Source organism: Streptomyces sp. NPDC002328 (assembly GCF_042890065.1).
Lineage (GTDB): Bacteria > Actinomycetota > Actinomycetes > Streptomycetales > Streptomycetaceae > Streptomyces.
Window position 1 is genome coordinate 1 of sequence record NZ_JBIARQ010000003.1, and the last position, 11,976, is coordinate 11,976.

The following is an 11,976-nucleotide window of genomic DNA, read 5'->3' on the forward strand; positions in this document are numbered from 1 at the left end:
GGGACGGGGTATCAACATATCTGGCGTTGATTTTTGGCACGCTGTTGAGTTCTCAAGGAACGGACGCTTCCTTTGTACTCACCCGAGAGACTCTCTCAGGCTTTCCTCCGGGCGCTTCCCTTCGGTCTTGCGTTTCCGACTCTATCAGACCTTTTCGCGATCCGATTTCCTCGGTGCTTTCCAGGTTCCCGCTTTTGTTTCGCGGTTTCCTTTCCGGCGGTTCCGACTTTATCAGAAGTTTCGAGCCGGTCAGACCGGCCATTCGTTTCCGATTCATCGGGAGTGGCTTCTGCGGAATCGAAGTTCCGTGAGGCCTTATAGATACTAACCCGTTGCCGACCGGACCATGTCCAGTCCAGGCAACTGTTCGAATCTACCTCCCCACGCGCTCCGTGTCAACGGCTTTTGTGGGGCGAAGAGGAGACTAGCAGTTCGCCGGACGGCTACGCACATCAGGCGGCCGTCGGCACCGTGGCGCTGCGTTCGGCCGCGTCGAGGTCGCCGGTGTCCCCGGCGCGCGCGGCTCGACCGCCGAGGACGTAGACGTAGGCGAGGAAGAGCACTTCGGCGGTGATGCCGATGGTGATGCGGGCCCAGGTGGGCAGGCCCGAGGGGGTGACGAAGCCTTCGATGGCCCCCGAGACGAAGAGGACCAGGGCGAGGCCGATCGCCATGCCCACGGCGGCTCGGCCTTCCTCGGCGAGGGCGGTGCGCCGGGAGCGGGGGCCGGGGTCGATCACGGTCCAGCCGAGTCGCAGGCCGGTGCCGGCGGCGACGAAGACCGCGGTCAGTTCCAGGAGGCCGTGCGGGAGGACCAGGCCGAGGAAGGTGTCGAGCCGGCCGGCCGACGACATGAGGCCGATGCCGATGCCGAGGTTGAGCATGTTCTGGAAGAGGATCCAGAGGACGGGCAGGCCCAGGAAGACGCCGAGGACCAGGCACATGGCCGCGGCCTGGGCGTTGTTCGTCCAGACCTGGGCGGCGAACGAGGCGGCCGGATGGCTCGAGTAGTACGTCTCGTACTGGCCGCCGGGGCGGGTGAGCTCACGCAGCTCGTCCGGGGCGGCTATGGAGGACTGGACGTCCGGGTGGGCTCCGATCCACCAGCCGAGCAGGGCCGCGAGGGCGGTCGAGGCGAGGGCGGTGGGTATCCACCAGTGCCGGCAGCGGTAGACGGCGGCGGGGAAGCCTTGGGTGAGGAAGCGGGTGACGTCACGCCAGGAGGCGCGTCGGGCTCCGGTGACGGCACTGCGCGCGCGTGCCACGAGCTGACTGAGGCGGCCGGTGAGCTGGGGATCCGGTGCGCTGGACTGGATCAGGGAGAGGTGGGTGGCGGTGCGCTGGTAGAGGGTGACGAGTTCGTCGGCTTCCGCGCCGGTGAGACGGCGTCGGCGCAGGAGCGCGTCGAGGCGGTCCCATTCGGCCCGGTGGGCGGAGACGAAGACGTCGAGGTCCATCGGTGTGCGTGCTCCTCGGCTTCTCGTCGGCGGCCGGTCGTGATGTCAGCTTGTCGTACGGAGGCGCGATGTGCGTTCAGCTTGGCAGACTGGCCGTCGTCGGGGCAGGTCGGGGAAGGGGCGGCGGGCGTGAGCGAGCTGGTGACGGGTGAGGCGGTGGCGCTGGAGTTGCAGCCCGCCAGGCTGCCCAGCAGGTCTTTGGCCGCGCTGCTCGATCTGGCGGTCGTCGTGGTCGGGTATGTCGTCGTGAGCATCGCCTTGCTGGCGGCGACGGCGTCGTTGGACGAGGCGGCGCAGACGGCGGTGTCGATCGCCTCGTTCCTGTTGGTGCTGGTGGGCGCGCCGATCGCGGTGGAGACGCTCAGTCATGGGCGGTCGTTGGGGAAGCTGGCGTGCGGGCTGCGGGTGGTGCGGGACGACGGCGGGCCGATCCGGTTCCGGCACGCGCTGGTGCGGGGTGCGCTCGGGGTGGTCGAGATTCTGCTGACGGCCGGGGTGGTGGCGTGCGTCGCGTCGCTGGTGTCGGCCCGGGGTCGGCGGCTCGGGGATGTGTTCGCCGGCACGCTGGTGGTGCGGGAGCGGGTTCCGGTGGCGCGGAGCGGATTCGTGCCACCGCCTCCGCCGTGGTTGGCGGGGCGCTTTACGGCGCTCGATCTGTCGGCGGTGCCCGACGGTCTGTGGCTCGCGATACGGCAGTACCTGGGGCGGATGGACCAGTTGGATCCGCAGGTCGGCCGGGCGATGGCGGAGCGGCTGGCCGGTGAACTCGCGGCGCGGACGGGGGCTCCGGTGCCGCCGGGGGTCCAGGCCGCCGCGTTCTTGGCCGCGGTGGTGCAGGAGCGGCAGGTCCGGGAGGCGCGGAGGACGTTCGGGGGCGGTCCGACGGCCGTGGGTGCGTACGGTCCGCCGGGCGCTGGCGCGTACGGTCCGTCAAGCGGTGGTGCGTTCGGCCCGCCGGCCCCGCCGGCCCCGTCTTCCCCTTCTTACGGTCCTCCCGCCTCCCACGCCTCCCCCGCAACGCCCTCCGCGCCCGCCGCACCCTCCCCTGTGCCGCCGGTCGAGGGTCCGGGTACCGGGTTCGTGCCGCCGGCGTAGCAGCCGACATCTCCCCTGCCCCTCAGTCGGTGAACGTCGAGGGCGGGGATTCGAGGTCTTCCAGCTCGATGCCGGGGGCGGCGAGGACGACGTCGCCGGCGATGTGCACGGCGTGCTGTTCGCCGGTGTCCAGGGCTGTGACCTGGTATTCGTCCACGGTCAGGGGGCCGTTGTCAGTGGCGTGTGCTTCTCTTCTCAGCAGGGCCCAGGACTGGTCGACGGTGCGCGGTGCGAGGACCGGGTCGGTGAAGGCGACGAGCCGGACGCGGGTCGCGGACGGGGAGGGAGTGAGGCGCAGGAGGCGGGTGGTGGCGATGAGGAAGGCGGGCGAGGCGCCGGTGAAGGCGTGGGCGGGGGTGTTGCCTTCGATGGCTTCGGTTCCGGTGGGGTCAGTGCGGACCCAGGTGACGCCGTCGAGGGCGGCGCCGCGTACCTGCCAGTCGCCCGCGTGGAGTTCGAGTCGGAGGGGGCGGCCGAGGTCGTCGAGGGTGAGGTCGACGGAGCCGGTGTGGTCGCCGGCGGGGGTGGTCAGCTGGGAGACGTAGCGCCAGCCGGAGGGGCCGGGGGCGCAGTGGAAGTGCTCGTGGGCGAGAGGGGTGTGATCGTGCGGATCGTGGAGCGAATACCGGCCGCGGGGCATGGGGGTCCTGGGGTGTGACGGGCTGGTCCGGTCACCTCGGCGAGCCGGCCCGGTGCTGGTGGGTCGATGAGGACCGGGTCGGTCGTGGGCCGACGGGACAGGCCCCCGACACGGGGGTGCGGGGGCCTGTCTCGGAGGGCCTGCCGGTGCCGGGGAACGCGTCCGTGCGCGGACGGGTTCCCCGGTGGGCGGGGCAGTGGACTCAGTAGCGGTAGTGGTCCGGCTTGAAGGGGCCGTCGACCTCGACGCCGATGTAGGAGGCCTGCTCGGGGCGGAGCGTGGTCAGCTTCACGCCGAGCGCGTCCAGGTGGAGGCGGGCAACCTTCTCGTCGAGGTGCTTGGGGAGCACGTAGACGCCGGTCGGGTACTCGTCGGGCTTGGTGAACAGCTCGATCTGGGCCAGGGTCTGGTCCGCGAAGGAGTTGGACATCACGAACGACGGGTGGCCGGTGGCGTTGCCCAGGTTCAGCAGGCGGCCCTCGGAGAGGACGATGATCACCTTGCCGTCGGGGAACTTCCAGGTGTGGACCTGCGGCTTGACCTCGTCCTTGACGATGCCGGGGATCTTGGCGAGGCCGGCCATGTCGATCTCGTTGTCGAAGTGGCCGATGTTGCCGACGATGGCCTGGTGCTTCATCTTGGCCATGTCCGAGGCCATGATGATGTCCTTGTTGCCGGTCGTGGTGATGAAGATGTCGGCCTTGTCGACGACCTCGTCGAGGGTCGTGACCTGGTAGCCGTCCATCGCGGCCTGGAGGGCGCAGATGGGGTCGATCTCGGTGACGATGACGCGGGCGCCCTGGCCGCGCAGGGACTCCGCACAGCCCTTGCCGACGTCGCCGTAGCCGAAGACGACCGCGGTCTTGCCGCCGATGAGGACGTCGGTGGCGCGGTTGATGCCGTCGATCAGGGAGTGGCGGCAGCCGTACTTGTTGTCGAACTTCGACTTGGTGACGGCGTCGTTGACGTTGATGGCCGGGAAGAGGAGGACGCCGTCGCGCTGCATCTCGTACAGGCGGTGGACGCCGGTGGTGGTCTCCTCGGTGACGCCGCGGATCTCCGAGGCGAGCTGGGTCCACTTCTGGGAGCCGTCGGTGATGGTGCGGTTCAGGAGTTCGAGGATGACGCGGTGTTCCTCGTTCTCGGCGGTGTCGACCGAGGGGACCTTGCCGTCCTTCTCGTACTCGACGCCCTTGTGGACGAGGAGGGTGGCGTCACCGCCGTCGTCGAGGATCATGTTGGGGCCGCCGGTGGGGCTGTCGGGCCAGGTCAGGGCCTGCTCCGTGCACCACCAGTACTCCTCCAGGGTCTCGCCCTTCCAGGCGAAGACGGGGACGCCCTGCGGGTTGTCGGGCGTGCCGTTCGGGCCGACGGCGATGGCGGCGGCCGCGTGGTCCTGGGTGGAGAAGATGTTGCAGGAGGCCCAGCGGACCTGGGCGCCGAGGGCGACCAGGGTCTCGATGAGAACGGCGGTCTGGACGGTCATGTGCAGGGAGCCGGTGACGCGGGCGCCGGCGAGGGGCTGGGCTTCGGCGTACTCCTTGCGGATCGCCATCAGGCCCGGCATCTCGTGCTCGGCGAGCGTGATCTCCTTGCGGCCGAACTCGGCCAGGGAGAGGTCGGCGACCTTGAAGTCCTGTCGGTTGTCGACAGTCGTCATGCGAGCTGCTCCTCGGGGTTGGGTCGAGGTGTGGTTACGGCTGTCTGCGCGGCGACGGACACAGGGGTGCCCGAAAGGGACTCAGGCATGCCCGCGTACGCGCAGCGCAGTCCGTCGGAGGCCCTCTCTCCCTCGGCCGGTCCGTCGGTGGACCGCCCGACCGCCATCAGCAGCGACGTCTGGCTCCGATCCAAGCTACACCGCGGGCGCGGGGCGGCCCCAGTCCGGCTCCGATCAGATCTCGCCGATCACTGAGGGTGAGGCGCTGGGGTCGGTGGCCGGCCGGGGGGGGTCAGTGGTCGGCCGGGGGGTGGGCGGGGCCGCCGGGGGTGGCGTCGCGGTCCGCGCCCTTGGCGGCGTCGGTCTCGCTGTAGATGTCGGGTTCGAGGTAGATGACGCGGGCGATGGGGACGGCCTCGCGGATGCGGGACTCGGCGGCGTCGATGGCGTCGGCGATCTCGGTGGCCGTGTCGTCGTGCCGGACGGCGATCTTGGCGGCGACGAGGAGTTCCTCGGGGCCGAGGTGGAGGGTGCGCATGTGGATGAGGCGGGTGACGGCGGCGCCGTCGACGATGGCGGCCTCGATCTTCCGGGTCTCTTCCGGTCCCGCGGCCTCGCCGAGGAGGAGGGACTTGGTCTCGGCGGCCAGGACGAGTGCGATCAGGACGAGCAGGACGCCGATGCAGATGGTGCCGATGCCGTCCCAGACGCCGTCGCCGGTGACGATGGCGAGGCTGACGCCGAGGAGGGCGAGGATGAGGCCGACGAGGGCGCCGAGGTCCTCCAGGAGGACGACGGGCAGTTCGGGGGCCTTGGCGCGGCGGACGAACTCGGTCCAGGAGTGGTCGCCGCGCAGGGGGTTGGACTCCTTGATGGCCGTCCGGAAGGAGAACGACTCGGCGATGATCGCGAAGACCAGGACGCCGACGGGCCAGTACCAGTGCTCGATCTCGTGCGGGTGCTTCAGCTTCTCGTAGCCCTCGTAGATGGCGAACATGCCGCCGACGGAGAAGAGGACGATGGAGACGAGGAAGGCGTAGATGTAGCGTTCGCGGCCGTAGCCGAAGGGGTGTTGCGGGGTGGCCTCGCGCTGGGCCTTCTTGCCGCCGACCAGGAGGAGTGCCTGGTTGCCGGAGTCGGCGAGCGAGTGCACGCCTTCTGCGAGCATCGACGACGAGCCGCTGAAGGCGAACGCCACGAACTTCGATACCGCGATCGCGAGGTTGGCGGCGAGTGCCGCCACGATCGCTTTGGTGCCGCCTGACGCGCTCATGTGTTCGCGTGGTCCCTTCGTCCTCGGGTCGTCCTCGGGGCGCTCGTGCCGTGGCCGGCTTTGCCCGTCCTTTGCGGTGGGCCATTGTTGCAGCCCGAGCCGAGTTGCGTGTGCCCGGCGGGCGGTCGCGGGATGCGTCAGACGACGACCGTGGCGCGGAAGAGCGTGCCCGCTCCGGACACTTCGGCCTTTTCGCCCGCGGGGACGAACACGGACTGACCGGGTGTCAGGGGGTGTTCGCCGGCGTGCACGGAGCCGGCGGTGCAGAGCAGGATCTGCGGGGTCGGGAGGGTGAGGTCGTGGGCGGCGGCGCCCTCGGGCAGGACCCAGCGGGAGAGGCGGAATTCGTCGATGGGGGTCTCGTAGAGCTCTTCGCCGTCGGGGGCGGCCTCGGGGCGCAGGACGCCGGGGTCGCCGGGCTCGAAGCGGACGACGCGCAGGAGTTCGGGGACGTCGACGTGCTTGGGGGTGAGGCCGCAGCGCAGGACGTTGTCGGAGTTGGCCATGATCTCGACGCCGAGGCCGTTGAGGTAGGCGTGCGGGATGCCGGCGCCGAGGAACAGGGCTTCGCCGGGCTGGAGTCGGACGTGGTTGAGGAGCATGGCCGCGATGACGCCTGGGTCGCCGGGGTAGTGGTGGGCGAGGCCGACGTAGGGGGTGTAGTCGCCGCCGAGGCGGTCGCAGGCGGCCGTTGCCTCGGCGACGGTGCGGGCCATGTCGTCGGGGTCGGCGGTGAGGATCGCGGTGAGGACTTCGCGCAGGGCGGCGTCCTCGGGGCGGGCGTGCAGCAGGTCGACGTACGGCTTGAGGGAGTCGACGCCGAGGCCGTCGAGGAGGGCGGCGGCGCGGGCGGGGTCGCGGAAGCCGCAGAGGCCGTCGAACTCGGTGAGGGCGCAGATGAGTTCGGGCTTGTGGTTGGCGTCCTTGTAATTGCGGTGCGGGGCGTCGACGGGGATGCCGCGGCGTTCTTCGTCCTCGTAGCCCTCCTTGGCCTGTCGCAGGTCGGGGTGGACCTGGAGGGAGAGCGGGGCGCCGGCGGCGAGGAGTTTGAGGAGGAAGGGGAGGCGGGGGCCGAACATCGCGGTCGTCTCGGCGCCCAGTTCGCGTTCCGGGTCGGCTTCGATGACCTGGACGAGGGTGCCCCTGCCGGTGCGGGAGGGGGCGCCGGGGTGGGCGCCCATCCACATCTCCGCCTGCGGTTCGCCGGTCGGTTCGACGCCGAGGAGGGCGGGGAGGGCGGTGGGGGATCCCCAGGCGTAGGGGCGGACGGTGTTGTCGAGGCGGTCCATGCGGTGTCTCTGCCTGTCTGTCTTTACGTGTGCCTGCTGTCGTGTGCCTGCTGTCGTGTGCCTGCTGTCGTGTGCCTGCTGTACGTGTGCCTGCCTGTGCGCGCGTGTGGCTGCCTGCGCGCGCGGTGACTGCCTGTCCGTGCGTCCGACGGGCGGCCGGTCGCCGTGTCAGGCTCCGGAGCCGAGCGCCAGGTAGACGGCGGTGAAGTCCGTGACGGCGATCAGTTCGGCGAGGGTGACGAGTTCGTCGCCGGGCTCCGGTTCGAGTTCGCTGATCGGGGTGTCGTGGCTGAGGGCGAGGTCGCGGGCGGCCGGGGCGGCGGTGAGTCCGCCGAGGGGACGGTCGCGCAGCAGCACCACGCGCGCGTGCAGCGCGGGCGGTTCCTCGACGCGGTCGCGGAAGAAGTCGTCCGGGTCGGCGCCGGCGGCGAGCGGGCCGGCGAGCAGGGCGTTGTGGGAGGCGAGGGCTTCGGGGAGTTCCGCGACGACGGCGGGGCGGCCGGCGAGTTCGGCGAGCGCGGCGGCGAACCGGCGGCCGGCGGGGCCGGCCGAGGCGCCCTCGGTCCAGATCACGGGGAGGGAGTCGGCCAGTTCGGCGGCCAGGGTCTTGGCGGGGTTGCTGTAGGTCTCGATGGCGGGGCCGCAGCGTTCGGCGATGTGGTCGAGCCGGTCGGCGACCTGTTCGAGCGCCTCGGGCGGGGCGGAGAGCAGGGCGATGCGGTCCAGCAGCGCGAGGAGCGGGGTGAGCAGGGCCCACAGCACCCCGGGGGCGGACGCGGCGACGGGCGGTTGTTCGTCGTGCTCGTACGGGGCGGTCGCCAGCGGTACGAACACGCCGTGCGCGGCGCTGACGGCCTCGGTCAGCGGGGAGCCGGCCGGGGCGACGGCGACGACGGCGCAGCCGCGGCGGTAGGCCTGCTCGGCGAGGAGGGAGAGGCCGGGCTCGGTGCCGTCGGGGGTGGCGATGAGGAGGAGGTCGATGGAGCCGACCCAGCCGGGGAGTTCCCAGCGCAGGGCGCCAGCGGCGGGGGCCACGCCGGCGGGGGCGAGGCGGGTGACGGGGCAGGCGGCGCCGGCGAGGGCGCCGAGGAGGTCGGCGACGCAGCCGGCGGCGGCGCCGGGGCCGGCGATGAGGATGGCGCGGGGGCGGCCGTCCGGTTCGAGTGCGTGGACGCCTGCCTCGGTGGCGAGCCGGGCGGCGGTGCGGACCCGGGCCCCGGCTTCGGCCGCTCCGCGCAGGAGGGCGCGGTGGTCTGCCTGGGCCAGGGCCTCCGGCGTGTCGAGCAGCGATTCGTCGAGCATGGCGTCAGGTCTCCGATCGCCGGGTCGTCGCGGGTCGTCGCGGGTCGTCGTCGGTGTGCCGTTACCCGCGGTGCTTCCGCCCGGGGCCGGGCGGTGGGGGCGGTCGTACGGGGTGCGGCTCGCGGCGGGTGCGGCCGGCCGGGCGGCGTCACGCGGGGCGGCGGGCCTCGTCGACGAGGAGGACGGGGATGTCGTCGCGGACGGGGTATGCCAGGCCGCAGTCCTGGCCCGTGCAGATCAGCTCGGTGTCCTGCTCCTTGAGGGGGGCGTGGCAGGCCGGGCAGGCGAGGATCTCCAGGAGGCCGGCTTCGAGCGGCATGGGCTGTCCCTTCGGGTGGGTGTTCGGTCGTGCGGAGGGGGCGGTGCGGTGGGGGTGGTGCGGCGGTGCGTGGATGTGCCTGGTCAGCGTACCGCTGGTGCGGGTGGGGCGTTGGGGCGACCGCCGACGGCTCTCGCCCCCGCCGCCCCTGCCATTCCCGCCCCTCCCGCCGCCCGCCTCAGCCGCGGACCCGGGACGAGGATCCGGTGCGGATCAGGCGCGGATCAGGCGCGGATCAGGCGCGGATCAGGGCCAGTACCTCGTCGCGGAGTTCGTGCATCGTCGCCTCGTCGCGGGCCTCCGCGTTGAGGCGCAGGAGGGGTTCCGTGTTGGAGGGGCGGACGTTGAACCACCAGTCGGCGGTGGAGACGGTGAGGCCGTCGAGGTCGTCGAGGACGGTGTCGGGGCGGGCGGCGTAGGCGGTGCGGACGGCCGCGATCCGGGCCGCCTGGTCGTCGACGGTGGAGTTGATCTCGCCGGAGCCGGTGTAGCGGTCGTACTGGGCGACCAGGGCGGAGAGGGGCGCGTCCTGGTGGCCGAGGGCGGCCAGGACGTGGAGGGCGGCCAGCATGCCGGTGTCGGCGTTCCAGAAGTCCTTGAAGTAGTAGTGGGCGGAGTGCTCGCCGCCGAAGATCGCGCCGGTGCGGGCCATCTCGGCCTTGATGAAGGAGTGGCCGACGCGGGTGCGGACGGGGTCGCCGCCGTTCTCCCGGACGACCTCGGGGACCGTCCAGGAGGTGATCAGGTTGTGGATGACGGTGCCCCGGCCGCCGTGGCGGGCGAGTTCGCGGGCGGCGACGAGGGCGGTGACCGCGGACGGGGAGACCGGCTCGCCCTGTTCGTCGACGACGAAGCAGCGGTCGGCGTCGCCGTCGAAGGCGATGCCGAGGTCGGCGCCCTCCTCGCGGACGCGCTTCTGAAGGTCGACGAGGTTGGCCGGGTCGAGGGGGTTGGCCTCGTGGTTGGGGAAGGTGCCGTCGAGTTCGAAGTACATCGGGACGAGCGTGAGGGGCAGGCCGGCGAAGACGGTGGGCACGGTGTGGCCGCCCATGCCGTTGCCCGCGTCGACGACGACCTTCAGCGGGCGGACGGAGGTGACGTCGACGAGTGAGCGCAGGTGCGCCGCGTAGTCGTCCAACGTGTCGGCCCGGGTGAGGGTTCCCGGGGTCGGGGCCGGCTCGGGGGCGCCCGACTCCGTCCATCTCTCGACGAGTTCGCGGATCTCGGCCAGGCCGCTGTCCTGGCCGACCGGGGCCGCGCCGGCGCGGCACAGCTTGATGCCGTTGTACTGGGCCGGGTTGTGCGAGGCGGTGAACATCGCGCCGGGCAGGTCCATCGCGCCCGAGGCGTAGTACAGCTGGTCGGTGGAGCACAGGCCGATCTCGGTGACGTGCACGCCGCATGCGATGGCGCCGCGGGCGAAGGCGGCGGACAGGCCGGGCGAGGAGGGGCGCATGTCGTGGCCGACGACGATCGCCTCGGCGTCGGTCACCTGGGCGAAGGCCGCCCCGAACAGCTCGGCCAGCGACTCGTCCCACTGGTCCGGGACCACCCCGCGCACGTCGTACGCCTTCACGATCTGCGACAGATCAGCAGCCACGGCCAAACCTTCCTGGGTGTCCTGTGAGTCACCACAAACTACCCGGAGCGACTGACAGCCTGGACGTGACCACGCGCGCGCGTCCGCTCACATCGGTGCGGGCCGTCGGACGGTCCGTCAGGTGAGCGGCTGGGGCGTGGGGCTCAGTTGTCCGGGGAGCGCAGCACCCGCAGGTGGCCGCGGCGTGCGACCTCCATCGGGTCCGCCCCGCGGCCTCCGCCGCCGGCTCCGGCGGCGCGTTCCTGCGGGCGGGCGGCCTCGCGGACCGCGTTGGCGAGCGCTTCGAGGTCGTCGCCGCTGGGTCGGGCGGGGGCCGAACCGTCGAGGAGCCGGACGACTTCCCAGCCGCGCGGGGCGGTGAGGCGCTCGGAGTGCTCGGCGCACAGGTCGTAGCAGTGGGGTTCGGCGTAGGTGGCCAGGGGGCCGAGGACCGCGGTCGAGTCGGCGTAGACGTACGTCAGCGTCGCGACGGCGGGTCGGCCGCAGGCGGTGCGCGAACAGCGACGTACAGGGCTCACGACGTTGGACGGTACCGCACTCTTGAGCGGGCCGCGACGACTCTCCACCAGGTCACTCCACCGTGTCGGGTTGTGAAACGCCCCACAGACCACTCCAGTCATACCCCGCTGACCTGCGGGAACGCCAGCCTTTCCGGGAAGGAGGGCCGTCGGATGCGGTCGTCGGCGGGTACAAACACCATCAATTGCCGTGAGTTCGACGGTCTCGGAGAGATACGGAATCGAGCCCAACCTTGGCTGGAATGGTCATCCCGCGACATGCCGCGCGGAGCGGCCGGGGCGTGTCCGAGGCACCGCGTGGGGCGCGGCGACCGGTCGCCGCTGGGACTACGCTTCAGTAGTGATGGACAACCCCGTACCGCCCCGTAGCGCAGGCCCCGGGCCCCGTCGTCGTGATCGTCACGGACGGGGCATGCGAGGGCCGATCGCGCCCCCTCAGGTGCCGCTGGCGGCCAGCCGTGCCGAGGTGTTCGCGGATCTGGTGCAGGACTCGGTGGAACGGCTGGAGCGGCGCTGGCCGCAGCTCGCCGACATCGACTTCATGGTGCTGGAGGTGCCGCGGCTGGACGCGTCCGGGGCCGGCGAGCCGTGGAACGACGAAGCGGTGCCGTTGGGCGGGACGATTCCCGCGCGGGAGGGGCGGCGGGCGCGGGTCGTCGTCTACCGGCGGCCGGTCGAGATCCGCACCAAGGGGCGTGAGGAGCGGGCCGCGTTGGTGCACGAGGTCGTCGTGGAGCAGGTGGCGGAGCTGCTGGGGCTGGCGCCGGAGACGGTCGATCCCCGGTACGGGGAGGACTGAGCCCCGGCGGCACGGCTGCCCGCC

Annotated in this window: 12 protein-coding genes; 3 read left to right on the forward strand and 9 right to left on the reverse strand. The window is 71.7% G+C overall.

What is annotated here, in order from left to right; translation table 11 throughout:
• Positions 1 to 311 (forward strand): hypothetical protein (locus ACFYX4_RS09700; RefSeq protein WP_389328716.1); only part of this gene is annotated, 311 nt, incomplete at its 5' end.
• A 141-nt stretch (positions 312 to 452) separates the two neighbouring features.
• Here ACFYX4_RS09700 and ACFYX4_RS09705 read toward each other — a convergent pair.
• Positions 453 to 1,457, reverse strand: a complete 1,005-nt coding sequence (locus ACFYX4_RS09705; protein WP_389328719.1) for a stage II sporulation protein M — start codon at positions 1,455 to 1,457, stop codon at positions 453 to 455.
• 129 nt (positions 1,458 to 1,586) lie between these two features.
• On the opposite strand from ACFYX4_RS09705, the gene ACFYX4_RS09710 reads away from it, so the two are divergent.
• On the forward strand, positions 1,587 to 2,552 hold the full coding sequence (locus tag ACFYX4_RS09710) for an RDD family protein (protein ID WP_389328722.1): 966 nt from the start codon (positions 1,587 to 1,589) through the stop codon (positions 2,550 to 2,552).
• Between the two features lie 22 nt (positions 2,553 to 2,574).
• Here the strand turns inward: ACFYX4_RS09710 and ACFYX4_RS09715 are convergent, their stop codons facing one another.
• The 8 genes from ACFYX4_RS09715 to ACFYX4_RS09750 form a co-directional block, all read right to left on the reverse strand.
• Positions 2,575 to 3,192 carry a hypothetical protein gene (locus tag ACFYX4_RS09715; RefSeq protein WP_389328725.1) on the reverse strand — a complete coding sequence of 206 codons (618 nt, stop codon included), beginning with the start codon at positions 3,190 to 3,192 and terminating at the stop codon, positions 2,575 to 2,577.
• A 202-nt stretch (positions 3,193 to 3,394) separates the two neighbouring features.
• Positions 3,395 to 4,852 (reverse strand): adenosylhomocysteinase, encoded by a 1,458-nt coding sequence (gene ahcY, locus ACFYX4_RS09720; RefSeq protein ID WP_389328728.1) that lies wholly within the window; start codon positions 4,850 to 4,852, stop codon positions 3,395 to 3,397.
• A gap of 292 nt (positions 4,853 to 5,144) precedes the next feature.
• Positions 5,145 to 6,125 (reverse strand): cation diffusion facilitator family transporter, encoded by a 981-nt coding sequence (locus tag ACFYX4_RS09725; RefSeq protein ID WP_389328731.1) that lies wholly within the window; start codon positions 6,123 to 6,125, stop codon positions 5,145 to 5,147.
• 137 nt (positions 6,126 to 6,262) lie between these two features.
• On the reverse strand, positions 6,263 to 7,414 hold the full coding sequence (gene manA, locus ACFYX4_RS09730) for a mannose-6-phosphate isomerase, class I (protein WP_389328734.1): 1,152 nt from the start codon (positions 7,412 to 7,414) through the stop codon (positions 6,263 to 6,265).
• 168 nt (positions 7,415 to 7,582) lie between these two features.
• A complete protein-coding gene (locus ACFYX4_RS09735; RefSeq protein WP_389328737.1) occupies positions 7,583 to 8,716 on the reverse strand; it encodes an SIS domain-containing protein in 1,134 nt (377 codons plus the stop codon).
• 148 nt (positions 8,717 to 8,864) lie between these two features.
• Positions 8,865 to 9,035: a Trm112 family protein gene (locus ACFYX4_RS09740; RefSeq protein ID WP_133046004.1), complete on the reverse strand. Its 171-nt coding sequence runs from the start codon at positions 9,033 to 9,035 to the stop codon at positions 8,865 to 8,867.
• Between the two features lie 235 nt (positions 9,036 to 9,270).
• A complete protein-coding gene (locus ACFYX4_RS09745) occupies positions 9,271 to 10,635 on the reverse strand; it encodes a phosphomannomutase/phosphoglucomutase (protein WP_389328740.1) in 1,365 nt (454 codons plus the stop codon).
• Between the two features lie 143 nt (positions 10,636 to 10,778).
• On the reverse strand, positions 10,779 to 11,201 hold the full coding sequence (locus ACFYX4_RS09750) for a DUF3499 domain-containing protein (protein ID WP_187826098.1): 423 nt from the start codon (positions 11,199 to 11,201) through the stop codon (positions 10,779 to 10,781).
• A 295-nt stretch (positions 11,202 to 11,496) separates the two neighbouring features.
• Between ACFYX4_RS09750 and ACFYX4_RS09755 the strand changes: the two genes are divergently transcribed.
• Positions 11,497 to 11,952, forward strand: a complete 456-nt coding sequence (locus tag ACFYX4_RS09755; RefSeq protein WP_389328743.1) for a metallopeptidase family protein — start codon at positions 11,497 to 11,499, stop codon at positions 11,950 to 11,952.
• Positions 11,953 to 11,976: the final 24 nt, after the last annotated feature.